Annotated in this window: 29 protein-coding genes; 17 read left to right on the top strand and 12 right to left on the bottom strand. The window is 63.8% G+C overall.

Annotated features, from left to right (window positions below; translation table 11 throughout):
* Positions 1-2 precede the first annotated feature (2 nt).
* The gene (locus XH89_RS13725) at positions 3-1,217 is read left to right on the top strand and encodes a hypothetical protein (protein WP_194467561.1); all 1,215 of its coding nucleotides are present in this window, start codon (positions 3-5) and stop codon (positions 1,215-1,217) included.
* Here the strand turns inward: XH89_RS13725 and XH89_RS13730 are convergent, their stop codons facing one another.
* Together XH89_RS13730 and yidD are read right to left on the bottom strand one after the other, a co-directional pair.
* Complete coding sequence (locus tag XH89_RS13730) at positions 1,218-1,430, bottom strand: hypothetical protein (protein ID WP_194467562.1); 213 nt, start codon at positions 1,428-1,430, stop codon at positions 1,218-1,220.
* Between the two features lie 85 nt (positions 1,431-1,515).
* Positions 1,516-1,854 (bottom strand): membrane protein insertion efficiency factor YidD, encoded by a 339-nt coding sequence (yidD, locus tag XH89_RS13735; RefSeq protein ID WP_194467563.1) that lies wholly within the window; start codon positions 1,852-1,854, stop codon positions 1,516-1,518.
* Positions 1,855-2,084: 230 nt separating this feature from the next.
* On the opposite strand from yidD, the gene XH89_RS13740 reads away from it, so the two are divergent.
* Entirely contained in the window at positions 2,085-2,975 is an 891-nt protein-coding gene (locus XH89_RS13740; protein WP_194467564.1) for a hypothetical protein, read from the top strand.
* A gap of 28 nt (positions 2,976-3,003) precedes the next feature.
* Here the strand turns inward: XH89_RS13740 and XH89_RS13745 are convergent, their stop codons facing one another.
* A complete protein-coding gene (locus tag XH89_RS13745; RefSeq protein ID WP_194467565.1) occupies positions 3,004-3,459 on the bottom strand; it encodes an iron-sulfur cluster assembly scaffold protein in 456 nt (151 codons plus the stop codon).
* 240 nt (positions 3,460-3,699) lie between these two features.
* Here XH89_RS13745 and folE point away from each other — a divergent pair, with 240 nt between their 5' ends.
* From folE to XH89_RS13765, 4 genes are all read left to right on the top strand, one after another.
* Entirely contained in the window at positions 3,700-4,380 is a 681-nt protein-coding gene (gene folE / locus XH89_RS13750; protein ID WP_194467566.1) for a GTP cyclohydrolase I FolE, read from the top strand.
* Positions 4,381-4,407: 27 nt separating this feature from the next.
* Positions 4,408-4,830, top strand: coding sequence for a phosphoribosyl-AMP cyclohydrolase (hisI, locus tag XH89_RS13755; protein WP_194467567.1), 423 nt, complete (start codon positions 4,408-4,410; stop codon positions 4,828-4,830).
* Between the two features lie 97 nt (positions 4,831-4,927).
* Positions 4,928-5,986, top strand: coding sequence for a lytic transglycosylase domain-containing protein (locus tag XH89_RS13760; protein WP_194467568.1), 1,059 nt, complete (start codon positions 4,928-4,930; stop codon positions 5,984-5,986).
* Between the two features lie 159 nt (positions 5,987-6,145).
* Positions 6,146-7,321 (top strand): DUF2336 domain-containing protein, encoded by a 1,176-nt coding sequence (locus XH89_RS13765; protein WP_194467569.1) that lies wholly within the window; start codon positions 6,146-6,148, stop codon positions 7,319-7,321.
* Positions 7,322-7,439: 118 nt separating this feature from the next.
* Here the strand turns inward: XH89_RS13765 and XH89_RS13770 are convergent, their stop codons facing one another.
* Complete coding sequence (locus tag XH89_RS13770; RefSeq protein WP_194467570.1) at positions 7,440-8,018, bottom strand: Hpt domain-containing protein; 579 nt, start codon at positions 8,016-8,018, stop codon at positions 7,440-7,442.
* A 31-nt stretch (positions 8,019-8,049) separates the two neighbouring features.
* A complete protein-coding gene (locus XH89_RS13775; protein WP_008133731.1) occupies positions 8,050-8,595 on the bottom strand; it encodes a response regulator in 546 nt (181 codons plus the stop codon).
* Positions 8,596-8,765: 170 nt separating this feature from the next.
* On the opposite strand from XH89_RS13775, the gene XH89_RS13780 reads away from it, so the two are divergent.
* Genes XH89_RS13780 through XH89_RS13790 form a run of 3 tightly spaced genes read left to right on the top strand, consistent with a single transcriptional unit; the run spans position 8,766 to position 10,206 of the window.
* Positions 8,766-9,329, top strand: a complete 564-nt coding sequence (locus XH89_RS13780; RefSeq protein WP_194467571.1) for a DUF2975 domain-containing protein — start codon at positions 8,766-8,768, stop codon at positions 9,327-9,329.
* Positions 9,330-9,331: 2 nt separating this feature from the next.
* Positions 9,332-9,586 carry a helix-turn-helix transcriptional regulator gene (locus XH89_RS13785; protein ID WP_194467572.1) on the top strand — a complete coding sequence of 85 codons (255 nt, stop codon included), beginning with the start codon at positions 9,332-9,334 and terminating at the stop codon, positions 9,584-9,586.
* Positions 9,587-9,621: 35 nt separating this feature from the next.
* Positions 9,622-10,206, top strand: a complete 585-nt coding sequence (locus XH89_RS13790) for a hypothetical protein (RefSeq protein WP_194467573.1) — start codon at positions 9,622-9,624, stop codon at positions 10,204-10,206.
* A 13-nt stretch (positions 10,207-10,219) separates the two neighbouring features.
* Here XH89_RS13790 and XH89_RS13795 read toward each other — a convergent pair whose 3' ends face one another.
* Complete coding sequence (locus tag XH89_RS13795; RefSeq protein ID WP_194467574.1) at positions 10,220-10,999, bottom strand: NAD kinase; 780 nt, start codon at positions 10,997-10,999, stop codon at positions 10,220-10,222.
* Between the two features lie 253 nt (positions 11,000-11,252).
* Between XH89_RS13795 and XH89_RS13800 the strand changes: the two genes are divergently transcribed.
* A complete protein-coding gene (locus XH89_RS13800; protein WP_194467575.1) occupies positions 11,253-12,812 on the top strand; it encodes a S10 family peptidase in 1,560 nt (519 codons plus the stop codon).
* Here XH89_RS13800 and XH89_RS13805 read toward each other — a convergent pair.
* A complete protein-coding gene (locus XH89_RS13805; protein WP_194467576.1) occupies positions 12,802-14,187 on the bottom strand; it encodes a serine hydrolase in 1,386 nt (461 codons plus the stop codon). The two genes, XH89_RS13800 and XH89_RS13805, sit on opposite strands and share 11 nt — an antisense overlap.
* A gap of 109 nt (positions 14,188-14,296) precedes the next feature.
* A complete protein-coding gene (locus tag XH89_RS13810; RefSeq protein WP_194467577.1) occupies positions 14,297-14,836 on the bottom strand; it encodes a lipopolysaccharide assembly protein LapB in 540 nt (179 codons plus the stop codon).
* Between the two features lie 254 nt (positions 14,837-15,090).
* Here XH89_RS13810 and XH89_RS13815 point away from each other — a divergent pair, with 254 nt between their 5' ends.
* The 4 genes from XH89_RS13815 to XH89_RS13830 all read left to right on the top strand — a co-directional run bounded on the left by XH89_RS13815 (position 15,091) and on the right by XH89_RS13830 (position 17,569).
* Positions 15,091-15,483, top strand: coding sequence for a His-rich protein BRANT (locus XH89_RS13815; protein WP_194467578.1), 393 nt, complete (start codon positions 15,091-15,093; stop codon positions 15,481-15,483).
* Between the two features lie 195 nt (positions 15,484-15,678).
* A complete protein-coding gene (locus tag XH89_RS13820; RefSeq protein WP_194467579.1) occupies positions 15,679-16,101 on the top strand; it encodes a hypothetical protein in 423 nt (140 codons plus the stop codon).
* A 283-nt stretch (positions 16,102-16,384) separates the two neighbouring features.
* The gene (locus XH89_RS13825; RefSeq protein ID WP_194467580.1) at positions 16,385-17,092 is read left to right on the top strand and encodes an outer membrane protein; all 708 of its coding nucleotides are present in this window, start codon (positions 16,385-16,387) and stop codon (positions 17,090-17,092) included.
* A gap of 237 nt (positions 17,093-17,329) precedes the next feature.
* A complete protein-coding gene (locus tag XH89_RS13830; RefSeq protein WP_194467581.1) occupies positions 17,330-17,569 on the top strand; it encodes a hypothetical protein in 240 nt (79 codons plus the stop codon).
* Between the two features lie 20 nt (positions 17,570-17,589).
* On the opposite strand, the gene XH89_RS13835 is transcribed toward XH89_RS13830, so the two are convergent.
* Both XH89_RS13835 and XH89_RS13840 read right to left on the bottom strand, forming a co-directional pair.
* Positions 17,590-17,844, bottom strand: coding sequence for a hypothetical protein (locus XH89_RS13835; protein ID WP_194467582.1), 255 nt, complete (start codon positions 17,842-17,844; stop codon positions 17,590-17,592).
* A 310-nt stretch (positions 17,845-18,154) separates the two neighbouring features.
* On the bottom strand, positions 18,155-18,541 hold the full coding sequence (locus tag XH89_RS13840; protein WP_194467583.1) for a hypothetical protein: 387 nt from the start codon (positions 18,539-18,541) through the stop codon (positions 18,155-18,157).
* 106 nt (positions 18,542-18,647) lie between these two features.
* Here XH89_RS13840 and XH89_RS13845 point away from each other — a divergent pair, with 106 nt between their 5' ends.
* Together XH89_RS13845 and XH89_RS13850 are read left to right on the top strand one after the other, a co-directional pair.
* On the top strand, positions 18,648-18,812 hold the full coding sequence (locus XH89_RS13845) for a hypothetical protein (protein WP_194467584.1): 165 nt from the start codon (positions 18,648-18,650) through the stop codon (positions 18,810-18,812).
* Between the two features lie 237 nt (positions 18,813-19,049).
* Positions 19,050-19,769: a bifunctional 2-polyprenyl-6-hydroxyphenol methylase/3-demethylubiquinol 3-O-methyltransferase UbiG gene (locus XH89_RS13850; RefSeq protein ID WP_194467585.1), complete on the top strand. Its 720-nt coding sequence runs from the start codon at positions 19,050-19,052 to the stop codon at positions 19,767-19,769.
* 10 nt (positions 19,770-19,779) lie between these two features.
* Here XH89_RS13850 and XH89_RS13855 read toward each other — a convergent pair whose 3' ends face one another.
* Positions 19,780-20,535: a dienelactone hydrolase family protein gene (locus XH89_RS13855; RefSeq protein ID WP_194467586.1), complete on the bottom strand. Its 756-nt coding sequence runs from the start codon at positions 20,533-20,535 to the stop codon at positions 19,780-19,782.
* Positions 20,536-20,622: 87 nt separating this feature from the next.
* Between XH89_RS13855 and XH89_RS13860 the strand changes: the two genes are divergently transcribed.
* Positions 20,623-21,336 carry a class I SAM-dependent methyltransferase gene (locus XH89_RS13860; RefSeq protein WP_194467587.1) on the top strand — a complete coding sequence of 238 codons (714 nt, stop codon included), beginning with the start codon at positions 20,623-20,625 and terminating at the stop codon, positions 21,334-21,336.
* On the opposite strand, the gene XH89_RS13865 is transcribed toward XH89_RS13860, so the two are convergent.
* Complete coding sequence (locus XH89_RS13865; protein WP_194467588.1) at positions 21,326-22,360, bottom strand: acyltransferase; 1,035 nt, start codon at positions 22,358-22,360, stop codon at positions 21,326-21,328. The genes XH89_RS13860 and XH89_RS13865 overlap by 11 nt on opposite strands.
* Between the last annotated feature and the right edge of the window lie 49 nt (positions 22,361-22,409).

Raw genomic sequence — 22,409 nt, forward strand, 5'->3', positions numbered from 1 at the left:
ACATGTTTCGAACCATGAGACTTGCGGCCGTCGCTCTTGCCCTTATGGCTGCGGCCATCTCGTCCGCGCGCGCGGCCGACGTCACCTTCGACGACACTGCGCGTTTCCTCGCAGGCATGCAGCCGTCTGCGGACTCGCCGCTGGTGCCGCTGACCAAGGATCCGTCCTGGCAGCATCATGCAAAGTTCTTCGACGGGGCCTTTGCTCAGCTCGAGCAGCGGCAGCTCTCGAAGATCCAGAACTGGTCTGACGTCAATCTCGCCGCGCCACGGCCGACCATGTTCTACTTTTTCAGCGGCCCGGATTTCCTTTACGCCAACGCGTTCTATTCCAAGGCCAGCACCTATGTGCTCGGCGCGCTGGAGCCGGCCGGCGCGGTGCCCGATCTGACCAGGCTGCCGCGCGGCTCGGTCAATGCCGCGCTCTACAATGTCGAGCGCTCGCTCGGCTCGATCCTGAGCTTTTCCTTTTTCATCACCAAGCAGATGAAGGTCGACCTGCACGCCAACCAGGTCAATGGCACCTTGCCAATCCTCTATGTCTTCCTGGCGCGCTCCGGCAAGACCATCCGCAACGTCGAGATGGTCGCGCTCGACGACAAGGGCGGGGTGCATACCGGCAGCGATAATCCGGGGCCGAACGCCACGCGCGGCGTCCGCATCACGTTTGCTGGCGCCGACGGCGAGGCGCGTACGCTGTATTATTTTTCCACCGATCTCTCCAACTCGGGCGCACGTGCAGCCGGATTCCTGAAGTTCTGCGAGACGCTCGGGCCCGGCAACAGCCTGATCAAGAGTGCCTCGTATCTCCTGCACGCAGGCAATTTTACCGTCGCCCGCGACTGGCTGCTCGCCAATAGCGCGACCATCATCCAGGACGATTCCGGCATTCCGCTTGCCAATTACAATTCACGGCAATGGCGCTTCTTCCCGTTCGGCCGTTATCTCGGGCCGATCGGCGAATTCCCCGGCCGCTACCAGGAGCGCTACGCTGAATTGTTCACCCGCGCTCAGCCGATCGATTTCGGCGTCGGCTATCGCTGGCGGATGCATGAGTCGAATCTGCTGCTGTCGGTGAAGATCCCGGGGAGCGAGATCGCCCCGGCCGCCGAGACCACTTCGTCCGCCGAGCCACCGCCGAAACCGGCGCGGCCGAAGCGTCCGCGTCCACCCGAACCGATTCCGCCGCCGCCCGGACGTTTCTTCTGGTTCCGCTAACTACCAGTGCACGCTCTGGCTCGGCACGATGAACGCTGTCGTGCTTGATGGCGTTGCAAGGCTTGCCGCCAGGTACCATCCGGAGCCGACGACGAGGACGAGCAACGCGATGATCGCGAGCATGTCGATCGTTCTGGGATCGTGATCCCTGGGATGAAAGCTAAGATGCGAACCGGGCCTGAAGTGAAAATGATGGCTGATTTTCCAGCGCATTGTTGTTTCCTCCCGCGGGAGCATCACAACAACGCGAGGGCAGAGTTCCGGTTCCGCTCAGGGCAGCAACGCGCAAAGTCACTGCTTACGATGCGTTGACGCCGCGCCAGCGCGCGTAGCGCCATGGCAAGTACCAGCATGCACCTTGGGGGGCGGTGAGGGGGACGTTGTCGATGCCTGATGTGCCGAATGGATTGCAGCGCAGCAGGCGCGCCAGCGTCATCCAGCCGCCGGCCCAGAGTCCGAACCGTTCGATTGCCTCATCGCCATAGACGGAACAGGTCGGCAGATGGCGACAATTGTAGCCGACCAGGGGCGAAAGCGTATGGCGATAGAGCCAGATCAGCGCGCGGCCGAATCTGCGCGGCAACCGGGAGGCTTCGGCCAGGGAGGCGGAACAGTGCTCGCAGGTTGAGTGCTTCATGTGCGCTGTGCCGACATCCTGAGCGCGTTGATGCCCGGTTCCAACGCAGGGAACAACGAGCTGTTGTAGGCGCGCCATATTTTGCCTGCTTTCAGGGAGCAGTGCAGCAAGTACCTATGGACGATCTGTATTCCCCCGGATACCATTTTTGTGACGTCCATGTGTAGACTTGTTGGAACGTCGAAACGGGGCTTGCCTGACTGCTTTTGGGGCTTGGGGAAGGAACCAGTTTGAAAGTTCTGAAGTCGCTCAACCTTCGCGGCTGGTTGCTGGTGGGAACCGCCGCTTGTGGTGTCGTGCTGGCGGGCGCCATCGCGACCTTTGGCTCGCCGGCCAGCGCCGGCGCTTCGCTCGAAGAACGCAAATTGCCGATGAAGTTTGCCTGGGTTGCCTGCGAGCCCAATTGCCGCGGCTGGATTAGCGCGGTCGGCATCATCACCGCAGATACACCGAAGGATTTCGACGACTTCGCCCGCGCGCGTCAGCTCGGCGGCGCTACCGTGGTGCTCGACTCCAGCGGCGGTTCCGTCAACGACGCGATCACGCTCGGCCGGCGCTTCCGCAATCTCGGCCTTCTCACCACGGTCGGCATCACGCAGCCGAACAACAGGCAGGGCGTCCGTCCGGCGGTGGCGTCGGAAGCCTATTGCGAATCGATGTGCGTGTTCCTGCTACTGGCCGGCAAGAAGCGCTACGTGCCGGAAGCGGCCCACGTCCGTGTCCATCAGATCTGGATGGGCGATCGCGCCGACGACGCCAAGGCGGCGAGCTACAGCGCGCAGGACCTGATGATCGTGGAGCGCGACATTGGCAGGCTCGCCAAATACACCTTCGACATGGGCGGCGCAGGCGACCTGCTGTCGCTCGCGCTCAACGTGCCGCCCTGGGAAGAGCTGCACGAGCTCGACGCGGCCGAGCTGAAGCTGACCAACCTCGTGACCACCGATCTGGTGGCCGATGTGCTGCCGCATGTGGAAATGACCGCGCCTGCAGTGGCTCAGCTTGCGCCGAAGACGCAGGCAAGATTCGGTGAGGAGCCGCCCGCCAAGTCGACCAAGACAGCGGAAGCCGTGGTGCCGACCGGAGGCGTAGCGGCGCCGGCTACGGCACCGCAGCAGTAAGAGCTTCAGTCTTAATCCAGCCCCCGACTCAGCCTTGCGCGGTGGCGGGCTGTTTTGCCTTGGCTTCGATCTGACCGATCGCATCGACCACGGCATCAAAGGTCAAGAGCGTGGAGGCGTGGCGCGCCTTGTAGTCCCGGACCGGCTCCAGGAACTTGATCTCGTCCCATTTGCCTTGAGGAGGGGTGCCATTCTCCTTGAGCATTCTGCGAACGGTTTCGCGTAACTCACGGAGTTCGCTCGCGGTCGAGCCGACCACGTGACTTGCCATGATGGATGAAGAGGCCTGTCCCAGTGCGCAGGCCTTCACGTCATGGGCGAAGTCGGTGACGGTGTCGCCGCTCATCTTGAGATCGACCTTCACGGTCGAGCCACACAATTTGGAGTGAGCGGTCGCGGTGGCATCGGGGTCCGGCAGCCGCCCGAGGCGCGGAATATTACCGGCCAGCTCGATGATCCGCTTGTTATAGATGTCGTTCAGCATGTGATGGAGTCCAACACTTCCGGGCCGGATCGGCCTTGGCGGGCGCCGTCCACGGTCCTATATAGGGGCGGAACTGGCGGAAAAACAGTCCAGCGGTGCGTCGGCTGCGGTCCAGACCTGCGCTATCGACGTTGTGACCGAAGGGCCTTTTCGCCAAGATTGTTTTCTTCAGGCGTCCGGCGGCTTGCCGCCCCGTCTGCCGGTGACACTCCGGCCACAAGGCCGTCGAACGGAGTAGACATGGACGCTACCATCAAGCCGATCCGCCCCAACAAGCAACCCGAGAGCCGTCCGGCCGAGCTTGACCCTTCTGAATTCCTCGCAGTTGCCGTCCGTGCCGACCAGCCGCGCCCGGCGCGTGCCGAGGCGGAAGCGGCGGTGAAGACGCTGCTCGCCTATATCGGCGAGAACACCGACCGCGAGGGCCTGCTCGACACGCCCCGCCGCGTGGTCGAGGCCTTCGACGAGCTCTATCAGGGTTACCATCAGTGCCCGGCGGAGGTGCTCGACCGCACTTTCGGCGAGACTGCCGGCTATGACGACTTCGTGCTGGTGCGCGACATCGAGTTCACCTCGCAATGCGAGCACCACATGATGCCGTTCTACGGCAAGGCGCACATCGCCTATACGCCGGTGGAACGCGTCGTCGGCCTGTCGAAGCTCGCGCGCCTGACCGACATCTTCGCCCGAAGGCTTCAGACCCAGGAGCATCTGACGGCGCAGATCGCAGCCGCGATTGACGAGATCCTGAAGCCGCGCGGCGTTGCCGTCCTGATCGAGGCCGAGCATACCTGCATGTCGGTGCGTGGCGTCGCCAAGCATGGCGCCTCCACCTTCACCAGCCGCTACACCGGCATGTTCCGCGACAATCCGGCGGAGCAAGCCCGTTTCCTGTCCATGGTGCGAGGCATGGACCGCTGACCTCGCAAGTCATTCGCGAGATGCCCCGTGTCCGCTCACTCCCATGAGATCGAGGAAGGCTTGGCCTTCCTGCCAAAGTTCGATGCTGCCGGCCTCGTGACCTGCGTGGCGACCGACGCCGCCACCGGCGACGTGCTCATGGTCGCGCACATGAATGACGAGGCGCTGCGCAAGACCATTGCGACCGGCGAGGCCTGGTACTTCAGCCGCTCGCGCAATGCCTTGTGGCGAAAAGGTGAGACTTCAGGTCAGACCCAGCGCGTCCTTGAGATGCGCACCGATTGCGACCAGGACGCGGTCTGGATTCGCGTCGAGCAGTTCGGCGCCGCCTGCCACACCGGGCGGCGGTCCTGCTTCTACCGCAAGGTTGAAGCCGAGGGCGGCGGAGCGAAGCTTGTGTTCGTCGATGCCGACAGGCTGTTCGATCCGAACGCGGTCTACAAGAAATAGAGCTCGCATCTGAGGCGAGCCCCGGAATGACGGCGACCGCCGAATTAACCCCGCATTAACCATACCTGTCCCACGGTAGGACGATCAGGCGTCCGAATTGCCGGCGCCGCTCAACGCCACGCGGGCCGGGCACCCCATCATGTCGGTCGACAATTCCAGTGCCTCGCAGATAACCGCTACGGATGGTGCGCGTCGCGTCGCGGGCGCGATCAAGCAGGCCTCGAGCCAGACCGGCGTCAGCTTCGAATACATGCTGACCACCGCCAAGATGGAATCGGATTTCGATCCATCGGCCGGCGCCACCACCTCGTCCGCCCACGGCCTCTATCAGTTCATCGACCAGACCTGGCTCGGCACGGTGAAGGAGGCGGGTGCCCAGCTCGGCTATGGCAACTATGCCGATGCGATCACCCGGACGTCGTCAGGTACCTATACGGTCGACGATCCCTTCATGAAGCGCTCGATCATGAAGCTGCGCGACGATCCGGAGGCCGCATCCAGCATGGCGGCGGCGCTGACGCAGTCCAACAGTTTCAAGCTGACCGGTCTGCTCGGCCGCAGGCCATCCGACAGCGAACTCTACATGGCCCATTTCATGGGGGTCGGCGGCGCGGCGAAACTGATCGCCAATGCCGAAGACAATCCGCAGGCGGTCGGTGCACGGCTGTTTCCCAATGCCGCATCCGCCAACCGCTCGATCTTCTATGCCAGGGATGGTCGTGCGCGCAGCGTCTCCGAAGTCTATTCGGTCCTGAACGCCCGCTACGCCAGCGCCGCGAACGCAAGATCGACGCGCAGTGCGATGGCGATGTATGGCGATACGCCGTCGACCACGCAGGTCGCCAGCGCCAACGGCGTGCAGCCTGCCGCGCCGATGGTCAATGGTGCCGCCTATCTCCAGACCTTCCCCGACCAGCGCGCGGTAACGCCCGTGAGTGCGACATCGTCGACATCGGTGGCCGACAACGCGCCGACTGCGCCTGCATTCCGTTCGATCTATCAGCCGGGCGATGCCACGCAGCCGGTCTCGACGACGGTGCAGAAATTGTGGGGCAACAACGCCTCGCTCACATCCGTTGCCGCGGCGACAGCTGACGTGCGGCCGCCGCAACCGCTTGATCTCTTCAGCGATCGCAGCGGCACATTCTCGAGCTAGCCGCGCTGCCGCGCCGACGGGGCGCTTCCGGCCCTTAACAAATCATCAATAAAACCAGCCGGTTATGGTGAACGCTTTGTTAAGCGTCGTGGTTTATTTTGTGTTGCAGGTGACATCCAGTCATCGTTTCGTTTTTTCGTTGCGTAAGCCGGAAGCACCATGATTGTTCGGCAGTTCATTAACTGGATCAGGACCGCGTCCGCCGGTGAGCGGGCGGAGGCCACGCGGGCATTGGCTCGGGCCTGGCTGATCTCAGACCTTTCCCATGATGATCGCATCGCAGCCGAAGGCGCGCTGCTGATGCAGCTCGACGATCCGTCGCCGCTGGTACGGCAGGCGATGGCCGAGGCTTTTGCCCGCAGCACGGATGCGCCGGCATCGATCGTGCGGGCGCTGTCGGCGGACCAGCCGGCCGTGGCGCTCCCGGTGCTCGAACATTCGCCGCTGCTGATCGATGCGGATCTCGTCGACATCGTCGCGACCGGCAATGACGAGGTGCAATGTGCGGTCGCCCGCCGCATCGTGCTGCCGGTCTCGGTCTGCGCCGCCATCGCCGAGGTCGGTTGCGCCGCCGCCGCCCTCGAGCTGATCGAAAATCCCCACGCCGAGCTCGCGCCATTCTCCTGGACGCGCATCGTCGAGCGTCACGGCCATCTGGCCGCGATCCGCGAGGCGATGCTGGTGCTCGATGACATTCCGGCCGCAACGCGTGCCGCGCTGGTGGCAAAGCTCTCCGAGACCCTGGCGCAATTCGTCGTGGCGCGGAACTGGTTGAGCGCCGATCGTGCCGAGCGCATGACGCTCGAGGCGCGTGATCGCTCCACCATCAATATCGCAGCGCGCTCGCGCGGCGACGACATGCAGGGCCTGGTGAAGCATCTGCGTATCACCGGCCAACTGACCGCGGGCCTGATCCTGCGCGCGCTGCTGTCCAGCAATCTCGAACTCTTTGATGCGGCGCTTGCCGAACTCGCCGACCTGCCGCTGGCGCGCGTCTCCGCGTTGCTGCATGACCGCGGCGGCAACAGCCTGCACGCGCTGCTCCGTCGCGCCGGGTTGCCCGAGGCGACATTCGCCGCCTTCCAGGTCGCGCTCGATGCATGCCACGAGCAGGGCTTTGTCGACACCGACGACACCGCGACGCGCTTGCGCCGGCGCATGGTCGAACGCGTGCTCACCCATTGCGAGACCGACCGCGGCGCCACCGAGCCCTTGATGGTTCTGCTGCGCCGCTTCGCCACGGAGTCGGCGCGCGAAGAGGCGAGATTGTTCTGCGACGAGCTGGTCGCGGAGGATGCGATTGATCCGGTCTATGACGACCTGATCGCGGCGTAGTCCGAGCTGGTCCCACAAACTCCGTCATTGCGAGCGCAGCGAAGCAATCCAGACTATCCCCGCGGAGGGATTTCTGGATTGCTTCGCTGCGCTCGCAATGACGAGGGAGAGAGGCGTACTATTCCGCCGGGATGATGCTGGGCGCCAGGATTACTTCGAGATGCTCAGGGCGGTCGCGGTTGACGTCGGCGAGATAGTCGTCGGCGACCTTGCGCAGACGGCGGCTGAGCTCGGCGGATACGCTGATGGTGTCGAGCTTGGTGTTCTCGTGCACGATGGCAAGGATCGCGTTGATATGGTGCGTGAACAGTTCGGCCGGCACCTTCTCGAGGTCGGGTGCGTGCTCGATGATGCGGCATAGGCTCTCGGCAACACCCGCTGCGGCCGGAAAGCCGAACGTGGCGGCATCGCCCTTGATATCGTGCGCGGCGTGGAACAGCTCGTCGCGCCGCGCCTTGGTGAAGCCCTCGTTGCGGATGGCAACGTAGGCGGCCGACAGCCGGTTGACCTCGGTCGTCATCCAGTCCTTGAACTCGTTGGCGAGTCCCGCCAACGCCTGCTCGGCGCGGCCAATCGGATCGTCCATGTCTTTTTCTTCGACACGGCGCAGCACCTTGCGCAGCGGGTTGGGCTGCGTGATGACGTGATGCGTGGCGAAGGCCTTGACCTCGATGTCCTTTGTGCTGTTCTTCGCCATGATGCCTGCCTCGTCGTGAGAGACGCCTGCGCTAGATGGAGGAGCGGGCCTTGTCGAGCAGAGAGGGCTGCTGCAGCACCTCGTGCTTTTCGCCGACGCGGCGCTCGGGGCCCATATAGGCGGAGTTGGTGTTGCGGCGCCGGTCGGGGCCGAAATAGGTCTTGGTCTTGATGAAGGGGCGGGGGCTGGCGACCACGTTGAGGATGCGCTGATAGAGGCCCTTGGCCGAAATCGGCTTGGCGAGGAATTCGGTGACGCCGGCATCGCGCGCGACGGTGACGCGGCGCTTCTCGGAATGGCCGGTCAGCATGATGATCGGCGCGTAGGGGTTGCCCTTGGATTCCGGCTGCCGGATCATCTGCGCAAGTTCGAGGCCATCGAAGATCGGCATCGCCCAGTCGGTGATGACGATGTCGGGCACGTAATGGCTGTACATTTCAAGCGCAGTCGCGCCGTCCTCGGCCTCATAGACCTCGCGCGCGCCGAATGAATGCAGCAGCGTCCGCAGGATGCGGCGCATGTGCGGATTGTCGTCGCAGACAAGGAAGCGCAGCTTGTTGAAGTCGATGCGGAACATGACGCCCGGGCCAAAGCGGACAACCTTCGTTAACCATATCGCGCCGGGAGTTAATGAAGGGTTGCCGCCGCATTTGGCGGCATGTCGTCGGTCAAGGACGCGAATATCGTAATTCTGCCATTTTTTATCGTAAAACAATAAAAATATTCAAATCAGCGAGGGCTAGTCCGATGAGCATCATCGCGTTTCCTTATCCGGTCCCGACCGAGCGGCGGTTGCGACGCATCGGACGCACCGTGGCCGTCGGTGCACTCGTCTGCATCGTGGGGGCGATGCTTGCGGTGCCGCTGCTCTGGTCGAGCGACGACATGCTTCGGCACTGGATCGCGACCCAGTCTCCGTTGGGCGCGCGGCCGTTCACGCTCAATCCCGGCACGCGTTTCGCCGGCGCACTGATCAGCCTGGTCGGGCTTGCGCCCGTCATCTATGCGCTGATGCAGCTCTCGATGCTGTTCTCGTGTTTCGCGCGTGGCGAGGTCTTCGTGACCAGCAATTCCTGGCGTATCCGCCGTATCGGCCTCGCGTTGATCGTCAACGCGTTGATCTCGCCGCTGGTGCAGATGCTCACCACGATCAACCTGACGCGGGCCAATCAGCCCGGCCAGATCGTCGTCATGTTCGGCATCGAGCAGTCGCATGTGCTCTCGGTGCTGAGCGGCCTTGCGCTCGTCGCGTTCGCGACCGTGATGGCCGATGCCGTTCGTGTGTGGCTCGAGAACAGCGAGATCATCTGACCATGCCGATCGTCGTCAATCTCGACGTCATGCTCGCTAGGCGCAAGATCAGGTCGCGTGAGCTTGCCGCACGCATCGAGCTCACCGAGGCGAACGTCTCTCTGCTGAAGTCGGGCAAGGTGAGGGGCATCCGTTTCGACACGCTCGAGCGGATCTGCGCCGTGCTCGACTGCCAGCCGGGCGATATTCTCGAATATGTCCCCGACAGCGCCGACGACACGCTGGCGCCTGGCGCGGCCGGCCATAGATCGGCCTAGGCGCATCCTCTCATTCCAGACTGGAGATGCCTGCGATGAACGGCCTCGTGCGCGTTCTTGCGAGTGCGGCTGCGCTCGTGCTCGCCGGATGCAGCTCGGTGCCGCTGACGTCGATTCCGTCGCTCGCCCGCATCGATGCCAAGACGACGGATCTGTCGATGCTGCGCGTCGGCGTGCAGTTGCCCGATGCGCTGCGGCCGCGATCGGGCGGCGTCAAGCTCGACGTCGTCACCAAGGTGACGGGCGAGGCCGAGACCAAGACGAGTTTTGCGATGATGGAGATCAGCGAAGCGCGGGATCGCGTTGGCTTGCCCGTACCTCCGCAGGGCTCTTCAACCTATGCCTATCGCTTGTCATCGGGCGATGCCGCGCGCTTCGAAGCGCTACGTGCGTCGATGATCGAGCAGGGCAAGCAAGGCAAGCGCGGGTCAATGGGGCTGGGCGTCGCGGCCAGGGAATTCTGCCGAGCAAATGCGGCGCCGCAACCCTCGCTGCCCGTGACGATCTATCTGATGACGTCGGAGACGAAGAGCTTCATTCCCGTCGTCCAGGATTTCGACCTGCTCGAGGATCCAGCAATCGCGGGAGGGCTGGGGTCGATTCAACCTTGCGATCAGTGATTGGCGCTGAAGTTCAGTACCCGAACTGCTCGCGCAGGATGCGCTCTTCCAGGCTGTGGCCTGGATCGAACAGCATCCGCATCGAGATGGTCTTGTCCGAGAGCACCTCGACGCGGCGGACGTCGCGTACCTCGTCATGGTCGGCGACCGCGGCGACGGGGCGCTTGTCGCCTTCCAGCACCTCGATCACGACATAAGCCGTGTTGGGCAGCAGCGCGCCGCGCCAGCGGCGCGGACGAAAGGCGCTGATCGGCGTCAGCGCCAGCAGCGCGGCGTTGATCGGCAGGATCGGTCCCTGCGCCGACAGATTGTAGGCGGTGGAGCCGGCCGGCGTTGCTACCATGATGCCGTCGGCGATCAGTTCCGGCATGCGCTCGCGCTCGTCGATCAGGATCCTCAGGCGTGCGGCCTGGTAGGTCTGCCGGAACAGAGCAACCTCGTTGATGGCGTGGTGCAGATGCACGCGGTCGTTGACGTCGGTCGCGCGCATCAGCAGCGGATTGATCTCGGACTCATGCGCGGCTGCGAGCCGTGCGCGCAGATCGTGCGTCGAGTACTCGTTCATCAGGAAGCCGACCGTGCCGCGGTGCATGCCGTAGATCGGCTTTCCCGTGTGCATGTTCTGGTGCAGCGTCTGGAGCATCAGGCCGTCGCCGCCGAGTGCGACCACGACGTCGGCCTGGTTCGGCTCGCAATTGCCATAGTCCCTGGTGAGCTGGCCGAAGGCGGCCTGCGCCTCGCTGCTCGGGCTGGCGACGAAGGCAATTCGGTCGTATCGCGATGGCTTGGTCATGGCTTCCGGACAGGCCGCTGGCTCGAGAAAGTTCCGCCGCGCTCGTCTATACGAGGTGGGCCCGCATTGTCGAGGACGACCACCGTTCAAGGCAAACGGGCGACGGTCCATCCCGATTCAGGGACGAAACCGGGGCGATTTGAGCTCGGAAGGCCTCTGCAGCCGCCGCGACCCCATGATCCCCCAAACTGTCGCAATTCCTCGCTAGCTATCGTTGCGCACCGGCTCACCGAGCCGGGCAGGGAGGACGATCATGGTTTTGGGTTCGCAGCTGCTTCGCCGCGCGATGCTGGTGCTGACTATGTCGGCTTTCGGGCCCGCGGGATTGGCGCGCGCGGACGATCCGCCGCAGCTGCGAAACGAGGCGACGGCGCCCGCGGGGCAGAAGGGTGGCCGTGGTGGCAACGCAGCGCCGGCCGCGCCATCGGCCGCCGACCAGCACCGCTTGCCCGGCGACTCGACCACGAAGCAGACCCTCGATCTGCCGGGCCGAACGCTCAACTTCGCCGCGACCGCCGGCTCGATCCGTGTGTTCGACGGCAAGGGTGAGCCGCTCGCCGACATCGCCACCACCTCCTACGAGCTCGACGGCACCGATCGTGCCACGCGCCCGGTGACCTTCCTGTTTAACGGCGGGCCCGGCGCCTCCTCGGCGTGGCTCCAGTTCGGCGCGGTCGGACCCTGGCGGCTGCCGCTCGATGGCGAGAGGCTGTCGCCATCGGCCTCGCCGGAGGTGAAACCCAATGCGGAGACATGGCTCGATTTCACAGACCTCGTCTTCATCGATCCCGTCGGTACCGGCTATAGCCGTGTCATCGCGAGCGGCGAGGATGCGCGAAAGCGATTCTACTCGGTCGAGGGCGATGTCAATTCGATCGCGCTCGTGATCCGGCGCTGGCTCGAGAGGCACGACCGTCTGACTTCGCCGAAATACGTCGCGGGTGAAAGCTATGGCGGCATTCGTGGGCCGAAGGTCGTGCGGCAGTTGCAGCTTCAGCACGGCGTGGGCGTCAGGGGATTGATCCTGGTGTCGCCGCTGCTGGATTTTCGCGAGTTCACGGGCACCAGCCTCCTGCAATATGTCGCGACCCTGCCGAGCTATGTCGCGGTCGCGCGTGAAGCCAGGGGGCCGGTGAAGCGCGCCGATCTCGCCGACGTCGAGGCTTACGCGCGCGGCGAGTTCCTGACCGATCTCGTCAAGGGCGAGGCCGACAAGGAGGCTACCAATCGCCTTGCCGACAAGGTCGCCCAGCTCACCGGCATCGACCAGGCAGTGAGCCGCAGGCTCGCCGGCCGCTTCGACGTCGGCGAATTCCGCCGCGAGCTCGATCGCAAGAACGGCATGGTGACCGGACGCTACGACGCGTCCGTGCGCGGCTTCGATCCCTATCCGGATTCGAGCAGCTCGCGTTTCGGCGACCCTTCCGGCGATGCGCTTCAGGCGCCGCTGACGAGTGCTGCGGTCGACGTTCTCACCCGCAAGCTCAACTGGCGACCGGACGGCTCCTATGAAGTCCTCAACGGCGCCGTCGAGCACAACTGGGATTTTGGCGGCGGCATAAGCCCGCCGCAGTCGTTGTCGGAGCTGCGCCAGATTCTCGCGACCGATGCGAAGCTCAACGTGCTGGTCGCTCACGGCCTGTTCGATCTCGCCACGCCCTATTTTGGGACGAAGCGGGCGCTCGATCAACTGCCGGCCTTCGCGACATCGCGGGTGAAGTTCGTCGTCTACCCCGGCGGCCATATGTTCTATTCGCGCGACGGTTCGCGGCAGGCGTTTCGCAGCGAGGTCGAGGCGCTGATCAGGGAGTAGGGCGCCTCTTGCGCGGTGCATAGCGCCGCGCGATCTCGCGCGCCACGACGGCTGCCGGCTTCACATTGGCGCCGGCGATCCAGATGTCGCTGACCTTGCCGCGCGCGTTGCGGATGCGGCGCACCGGCTCGCCGTGGCTGGAATAACCGGCGGCCCAGGCGAGCTTGCCGGCGTCGCGACCGGTCACCTCGATCTCGGCGGCATCCATGAACGGATTGTTGAACTGCGGATTGGCGATCAGCACGCGGTTGCCGGCAGGCACGAAGTCCGTCGCGCCCCAGATCGTCCACCAGCGTCCGGTCCAGTCGCGCAGCCGTCGGTCGGGTGCACCGCGCGTCTTGAAGACGCGCAGGATCTGCATTGCGCCATCCATCCAGAACGGCGCCGCGCCGTCGATGGAATTGCTGAGGATGCTGATTGCGAGCTCGCAGGCAGGAATGGAGCAGGTCCGGGAGATATAGCCCTGGAAGCCGCCGCCATGGCCGAACCAGTCCCAGCCGTCGGTCTTGCCGGCGTTGACGCCGAGGCCGTAATAGGCCTCGAAGCTCTGCGGGACGCGCCAATGATGCCGCGTCATCTCGCGGCGGCTCGCGACCGACAGCACGCTCTTCCTGGCATTGGGCGCGAGCTGGGCGAAGAAGCGCGCGGTATCCGCGGCGGTGGCGACGAAGCCGGCTGCCGATGCCATCGCGTGGGCCGGATTGTCGCCGGGGATGACGCAGCGCTCGCCCAGGGGCAGACTTCGCGTATGGCCGCGCGCAAACGGCGCGCCCTTGGGAAACGGCGCATTCGGCTCGGTCTCGCGCAGCCCTGCAGGCTCGATGATCTCGCGCTTGATCCAGGCGGCGTAGGATTGCTTCGTGACCGCCTCGATGACGAGGCCCATCAGGGCAAAGCCGTGGTTGGAGTATTTGAAGCGCGTGCCTGCTTCGATCGCGGTCGGCAGCTTCAATTCCGCAAGGAGCTCTTTCGCGTTGAGATAGGGACGGCCGTCGATGAACTGGCCGGAATCGGCGCCGTCGCGTGTCAGCCCGGCGCTGTGCGAGAGCACCTGCGCGATCGTGGTCTCGGCGATGTGCGGATGCAGACCGTTGACATATTCGCCGATGGAATCATCAAGCCTGAGCTTGCGCTGCTCGCGCAGCTTCATGATGCCGGCCGACGTAAAACTCTTCGAGTGCGAGGCGATGCGGAAGCGGTGGCGCGGGGTGAGCTTCTCGCCGGTGTCGAGATTGGCAAGACCGAACGCATGCTCGGCAACGACCTCGCCGCGATGGACGAATGCGACCATGACGCCGGGCTGTTGGAAGGCTGTCTGCTGGAATTCAATCCAGGAGCCGATGTAGTCGATCGCGGATCTCAGCCACGTGTCCATTGCGCCACCGGTTTGCGAGGGGAAGGGTGCGCGAAGGCTAGCCGAGAAAGCAGAACGGGCACAACCCGGAAGGTTGTGCCCGTTCGCTTGAAGCGAAGATGCGGTGTCTTCAGTAGACGAGCGTCGCGCCGGTCGGCTTGTCGAGCGCAGCGGCCAGCGAGCGATATTCGGAGCTGTCGGTGCCAGCGAGCGAGGCGATCTTGTTCAGATGATACTGAGCCTGTTCGCGGTTGCCCTGCTCGAGCTGCCAGAGGCCATAATACTGCCAGGTGCGGACGTGGTTCGGATCGTCCTTCAGCGCGATCTCGTAATAGACCTTCGAGGACTGATAGTCGCCGAGCTTGCGATAGGAGTACCCGATCAGGTTGGCAACGTCGGCGACGTCGTCGCGCTTGAGCTGCTTCAGCTGGCCGATTGCGTCCGTGTAGTCGTGCTTGTCGTAGATCGTGGTGTAGGCTGTGCGATAGGCGGCGAGGAATTTGGGATCGCTGACGGAAGAGCTTTTCTTCTTCCCTTTCTTGGTCGAGGTATCCGACTTCGGCGGCGAGGGCTCGTCGCTACCGGCGGCATAGGCGCTTGTCAGCACCGGTCCGGCTGCCAGTGCCAGCGAGACAAGTCCCGGTACCAGAAGCATGGAAAGTTTGCGCATCTAAGTTCTCCCGTATGGAACGTGGCGATCCTACACGATTGCCCAAAGACCGGAACACCCGGCTGGCGAAAACATTCCCGGCCCTCGGTGGTCGCCCGGTCGTCCCGCGGCAAGATGACAAACTTGTCATCCAGATGAACGGAAGCTTGCCGGGCGCTTCAGAACCGGTTCAGCGCGCGCCCTCTAGGCTCTCACCATGATCGAAGGGTCGGCGAGAGGGCGCCGCCTCAAGATCCTTCCAAGAGGAGACCACCATGTTGAAGACCATTTCCGCAGCCTTGCTCGCAGCTTCCGTCATCGCAGCGCCGGCCTTCGCCGCTGAAGCCGGCAAGACCACCACGACCGCTCCGGTGATCAAGGCCGACCAGACCCAGAGCAAGGTCTCGACCACCGCCGCCAAGCCCGACGCCGGCCTCAAGGCCGACGCCAAGACGGGCGCCAAGGCCGACGCCAAGACCGCCGATGTCAAATCGGGTGCCAAGGTCGATACCAAGACGAAGGCGATGAACGCCAATGCCGCGATCACGCCCGACGAACACAAGACCGTACGGATGCATCGCCATCACCACAAGCATCTGTCGGCCAAGAAGTCGCTCAAGGCCCAGCCGGACCTCAACAAGCCGGCGACGACCGAGAAGCGCAGCTAACGACTGATCCCGCAGGGGCGGCATCCATTGCCCGCCGCCCCGTGCGGAGTTCAGGCCCGGCCCGTTTCGTCATGCCTTGCGCGAAAGCGCAAGGTGCTGGCGGCGGGCCGGTGCGCCGTTTGCGGAAGCGAATTCCCTTTATGCGGTCTTGAAGCTAGAACACTCCGAACCTGACTGGGCAGAGAATCTGATTCCTTGAGTCGATTGGCGAAACGCGCGGCGATCCTGGTGCTGCCTCTGGCACTCGCGGCCTGTTTCGGCAGCGACGGTGATCGCCCATCCCTGATGGAAGGAGGGCAGGCCGGAGGGCCTCAGCCGTTTCCCGACAATTTTCGCGGCGACGCACTCGCTCTGATTCACGCCTATCTCAACAATCCGGTCGGAGTGCGCGACGCCAGCATGGCGGATCCTGTGCTGCGTGAGATCGGCGGACGGCAATTCTACATCAGCTGCCTGCACTTCACGCCGCGCGAAAGCGACGGCAGCTACAAGGCCATGCGCGAGCGCGCCGTCGTCTACGTCAATGGCCGCGCCGACCGTGTCGTCGATCGCGCCAGCGAGCTCTGCGCCGGCGCGGTTTACACACCCTTTCCGGAACTGGAAAAGATGGCGCGGTAGCGCAAAGTCCGCCTTCATCGCGGACTGCTAGAGTAAGCGCTGCCGGAGCCGCTGAATCACATTTTGGCGAGCTTTGAACGAGACGGTTTTGCCTTGCGACAAATTGTTACGGCTGGACATGCGCGAACGGGATCTGTCGGCGCAAACGGACGTGACGGAACAAAATCGCGATGTTGCCGCCCCGTCACAGTAACGAACGATCAACGTTCCGGCATCGCCGCGAAGCAACCAAATTCACGCCACGTTGTTTCCCGAGGGTCGATTTGAAAGAACGGGGATGACCATGAAGACGATCTTGCTCGGTGCAGCGGCTCTGCTGGCGCTGGCCGCACCGGCGGCCGCGGCCGACATTCAGCCGCGCACCTACACCAAGGCTCCGGCCTACACGCCTCCCCAAGTGATCTACAACTGGACCGGCTTCTACATCGGCGGCCACGTCGGCGGCGCCTTCGCCGGAGACAGCACCTTCCAGTCGAGCGACGCCCGCTTCCTGGGCGGCGTGCAGGGCGGATTTGACTACCAGTTCGCACCCAATTGGGTGCTGGGTATCGAAGCCCAGTACTCCTGGCTGCCGACCAACAACAACGGCGTCACGTTCCCGCTGGGGACACAGGTGACGTCCAACACGGATCAGCTCGGCTCGGTGACCGGCCGCATCGGCTACACTTGGGGCCCAACGCTACTCTACGCCAAGGGCGGTTACGCCTGGCGTAACGGCGGGCTTGGCGTCAACGTCGCTGGCGTGCCGCAGGCCTTCACCGCCACCGGCAACAGCAAGGACGGCTATACCGTCGGCGCCGGCCTCGAATACATGTTCGCCCCGAACTGGTCGGCCAAGGCCGAGTACCAGTATTATAATTTCGGCAGCACCACCTTCACCTCCGGCCCGGCCGACATTGTCGGCGTTCGCGGCCGGGACGAGGAGCATACCGTCAAGGTCGGCGTGAACTATCGCTTCGGCTGGGGCGGTCCGGCGGCCTCGCGCTACTAACCGCTGAGAAACGACCACGATCTGACAAAGGCCGGCTTCGTGCCGGCCTTTCGTTTGCCGGTCCCTGTTTATATTGCGTGAGCCATCTGGCGCGTCATTTGCAAGCAAGCAGTCTGGCGCGCGCCTTCTCACGCGTGTCACGGGGCGCAGGTAAAGCAAAAATAATTTTTGCGACTTACGGAACTCGCGCTTCTGAAAGCGTTATTATTCAATTCCCGGGCTGGTGGGACAACGAACATGCGTATCTTGGCGTTGGCGGTAGTCTGGTGCTTCGTGGCCCTGCCTTGCTTTGCCCAAACAATCCTCAAATCCGAGCCTCTGATGTTGGCACCTTACGAGGTTGCCTTCGTGAAGGACCTCGCCTGTCCGTCCGGCCGGGTGCTGAAGGTGACCGGGGCGATCCGCGGGCTGCACCGTCGCAAGGCCTGCGTCGCGCTCGCCGGTGAGCAGGCCTCGCTGGCGACCGCGACGCCCTGAGGCGGCCTTGCGGCCGCGCCTTACGGGCTTAGCTGAAGCTCCATCCTGGATTCCCGCTCGGCGTCCGCCTTGTTCTTGGCGGGATCTTCGCCTTGGGCGGCGGGGCACGATTTGACTTCATAGTCATTGTCGAGAACCCGGCGCGGACCCTGTCGCTCCTCGTCGGTGCCGACATCCACAACGAGGCCGCTCCGCTGCGCGAGCTTCCAGACGTCAGCCTCGCTCGGATAGGCTTTGCTGATCTGGCTGTCGTTGCAGAACAGGGCGTAGGGCATGTTCTCCGCTCCCGGAAAGCGCGTTAACGGCCGGAGGGGGCGAGGGTTCCGGGTCAATCACGGGGGCGTGATCGGGGGCCTCCGGCCGCCGGAGCCTGAGTCCTTAACGAGTCCTGAATCCCCAAAAAAAGAAACTTTGGGACTCGTTTGGCGGAATCAGCGGATGTTTCAGGCCATGACGACGGACCTGAAAACCTGCTGCGGGCATATGCTCCTGCCACTGACGCTGGCACTGTTTGGAGCCTGCGCAGCCAATCTCTGGCTGGTGTGGTCCTGGCTGTAAGTTCTCGGGCTTGTAAGCGAGCCAGCCTCACTTCGGTGCCGGTGGCGGGGGCAGCGTATCGCGAATGGCGGCGCGTAGCTTGGTCAGGGTCGTCGCGCAATATTCCTCGCGCTCGCGCTCGAAGCGCTCCTGGTGCTTTCTGAAACTGGCGATGCGGGCCTGCATCTCGCTGCGGAAGTCACTTGTCCGTGGAGCGGCCGGTAACGGCTGCGGTGGCGAGATAGTCTGCGGGGGTACGGCGTCCGGCGGTTCGAACGCGACAGCCACGGCCTGTACAGAAATGATCTCCACCGCCGGGACGGGCGTAGCCGCAGCGGTATCCTGTTGACGAAGGTCGTCCTTCTTGCCGGAGACTGATTGCACGAAGGCCAGTGTCTGCGCGATCAGTGCGTCGCGCTCCCTGATCCACTTCATGGTCCACCCACCCTGTTGGAGCCATTCCATCAAAGCTAGAGCGCCGAATCAAGCGGGCTGTTTGCAAGGGATTGCATATTTTTCCCGGACGCCTGACATTGGACGGATGGAGTCCAAAGCCGCCCCATCCGACGAAGTGCAGGGCCTGCGACTTGTGCGCGCCTTTCTCTCGCTGCCGCCCGACAAACGGGCGGAGGTGATCGCGTTTGTCGAGAATCTGGTGCGCGCCCATGCCCGACCCGACGACGGCCAGGGGGTCTCGCCAGCTTAATCGCTACGCTGGGGACCTTGTACTTATCGCGGCAGCAAGAACGCCATCGCGACGGCGAAAAGGAAGAGCGTCGCGACGACGGCCGCGACCGCTCCGGCGATGATCTTGGCGCTTTCTCGGCTGGTGTAGGGTCGCATGCAGCGTGTATGCTACCTTATGTTGAGGTCTGGTCCAATCTGTGGTCAGTCGTCGTCCCGCACTTTCGCGCGGCGAACATCAACTCCCGAAGGCCGAGATATGAACGAGGATGTCAGCGGCGGCTGGAGCACGTCCGCGGCCGCCTGGATCGTCGAGCAGGGTGACGACGGCGATTATGGCCGCCGTTTCGTGCTCGATGCGCCGATGCGGGCGCGCGTCGAGGGACGCGGCTTCCGCGATGCGCTCGATGTCGGCTGCGGGGAAGGGCGCTTCTGCCGCATCATGCAGCGCGCCGGCATCCGCACCACCGGCATCGATCCGACCGAGGCGTTGCTCGCGCGCGCCAGGCAATTGGATCCGCAGGGCGACTATCGGCTCGGCCGTGCCGAGACGATGAAGGTCGGTGCGGAGTTCGACCTGGTCGTCAGCTATCTCACTCTGGTCGACATGCCCGATCTCGTCGCGGCTATCGCCAAGATGGTGGCGGCGCTGCGGCCGGGTGGCACGCTGCTGATCGCCAATTTGACCAGCTTCAACACCGCCGGGCAGCCCGAAGGTTGGACGTGGGACGGCGAGAACGGCGTCCGTTTCGCCATCGACCATTACATGGACGAGCGCGCGGTCTGGTTGACCTGGCGCGGCATCCGAATCCAGAACTGGCACCGCCCGCTCAGCACCTACATGACACTGCTGCTCGACCACGGCCTGCTGCTGCGCCTGTTCGTCGAGCCGGAGCCTGTCGGGGGCGATCCCGCAAAAATTGCGAGGCACCGTCGTGTGCCGTACTTCCACATCATGGAATGGCAGAAGCCGGCATGACGTGTCGCGGTCAGGCGGCGAGCCGCGCCTCGAAGAATTTCGTGACCCGATCGATCGCATCCGCCGTCATCGGATCGGTGTCGGAGAAATCAAAGCCGTGAGCCTTGCCCGGATAGGGCACAAACTCGGTCTCGGCGCCGGCCAATTTGCCGAGCGCAACCAGTTGCCGACCTTCAGCGATCGGGACGTTCCGGTCTTCCTCGCCATGGAGTACGATGAGCGGCGGCATGTGCTTGATCTTGGTGGTCATAGCCTGGGGCATGCCGCCATAGAGCGCCGCGAGGGCTGCGATACGGAGGTCGCGCGCCGCGGCCTCGGCGGCGATGTAACTCCCCAGCGAAAAGCCGAGCAAGCCGACGCGTCCCGAACAGTCGGAGCGGCCGAGCACGGCCGTCACGGTGGCGGCGACAATATCGGCCCAGCCGTCGAACCGTGTCGTCTCGTAAGCCTCACGGATCTCATGCGAGGTGGATGTCAACGCGGCCATGTCGGCTGGCGTCATGTAGCGGAGAAAATAGGTATCGATGCCCCGTGCCGTCAGCGCATCGGCGTAACGCTCGTAAGCGCGCGGCTTGAGCTCGACGCCGCGGGCGCCGTGCAGCGCGATCACGGCGGGACGCCTCTCCGATCCGGCCGCCGCATAACGCGACACGGAGAGGCTGTCGCCGCCGGAGGTGACCTTGAACTCTTCGCCGGAAGCGCCGTGTGCGGCGATGGGGGAGAGCAGGGTGGCAAGGCCAGCTAGGACCGTTCGTCGGGCGATCATCAGCGAACCTGCCTCGCGGGAAATTCCGGATTGAATACTTCGCGCGTATAGTATGCTTGCGACGGAATCTTGACGCGAGTCCATCCGGTGATTTCCAATCGTCCCCCTGTGCTCGCCCATGAGCGGTTCGTTGCCGACCGCGCGAATTTTGCCGGCCTCGACCTCGCCGCCCGCTTCGAGCGGATCGAACAGACCAACCTGTGGGGAGCTGCAACCTCGGTCTCGGGTCTCGGCTCGGAGGATCGCGCCACCGCTGCGGTCCGCGAAGCATTGCCCGGCCTGTTGCAGCGGCTCGGCGCGCGTTCGCTGCTCGATGCGCCGTGCGGTGACGCCGGCTGGATCGGGAGCATGAAGCTCGACGTCGATTATATCGGCATCGACATCGTGCCGTCGCTGATCGGGGCCAACAACGCGCGCGTCGCGCGAGGCGAAGCGCGCGGCCGCTTTCTCGTCGCCGACATCACGCACGATTTCCTGCCGGGTTGCGATGTCATCCTGTGCCGGGATTGTCTCGTGCATCTGAGCTATCATAACATCGCGCGCGCCATCGCCCGCTTTCGTGCCAGCTGCGCGCAATTCCTGCTGGTCACGACGTTTCCGCAGTGGGAAGATAATCGAGATTGCGACGACGGCGATTGGCGCGCGCTCAACATGACGAGGTCGCCGTTCAACTGGCCGCGCGCGCGCGAGTTGATCAATGAGCGCTGCGACGAGGGCGATGGCGGCTGGCGCGACAAGAGCCTGGGGCTCTGGCGACTGGATGACTTGACCGGCCGCGAGTCCCCGGAGGTCAGCCGCTGACTGCGACAGCAGGGCCGGGAGCAGGGATGCGCGAGCGGTCGGCGAGCCTGTTTCCAAGCGCGATGAATGGCGTTTCGATCGTGCGCCAGGTGAGGGTTGATACGAGGCAGCTCACTGCGAGCGCTGCAAACCGCCAGACTTCGCACAACCAGTCGGGCAAATGGTTGATCTGTAGGCCGAGCCATGCGGCATAGAAAAGGATAATGCCGTGCAGGAGATAGATCGAGTACGAGGCGTCTCCGACCTTCACCAGCCAATGCAGGGATGGATGCGTCCACGGGACATTGATGTGAACCATCCCCAGCAGCATGAAGCCGAGGCAGATCGTCGTCGCGAACGGGAAGAGTTTCGCCGGTACGAGCCACAGCGACACTAGCCCGACGATGCCCCCGACGAGGGCGAACCATGCCAGTGGCGGCATGATCCGCGCGGCGAGTGGCACCATCCGCACATATTTGCTGAGCATGAACACCAGAACGCCGGCAAGGAAATCTGCCTGATAGGTCGACACCAGATGGCATGACCACGGATTGTGGTAGGTGTACCCCGCCCAGGCCAGCGCGGCGAGCACAGCGGCAAGCCCAAGAACGCCGACGAGCGGGATCGTAATCGCCGCCAGCGCATAGAACACCAATTCGCGTTCGAGCGTCCAACTTACCGAATAGGCCGGCAGTCCATGCTGCGGAAGCAAGGTCAGTGAATAGAAATATTGTCCAGGAGTCACGGGGTCCGGATGCTTGCCATACCAGATCATCACTGCGACGATGGCCATGGCTGTCCAGTACAGAGGATAGAGACGGAAGAAGCGCTTGATGAAGAAACTGCGCAGCGTGAACGATGATTTGGCAACAACGAGGCAGATCACATAGCCGCTGATGGCGAAGAAAAAATCGACGCCCATGTGTCCCCAGTCAGTGAGGAACGGAATCGGATGCCGGGCAGCGTCGGGAAATACCCACCTGACCGACATATAGGAGTGATAATAGGCGACACTGAGCGCTGCGATGGCGCGTGCAGCCTGCAACCCCTCGAGCTTGTGATCTTTCCCCATCTGGATCTACCCTAAATGGAAT

Source organism: Bradyrhizobium sp. CCBAU 53340 (assembly GCF_015291645.1).
Taxonomy (GTDB): domain Bacteria; phylum Pseudomonadota; class Alphaproteobacteria; order Rhizobiales; family Xanthobacteraceae; genus Bradyrhizobium.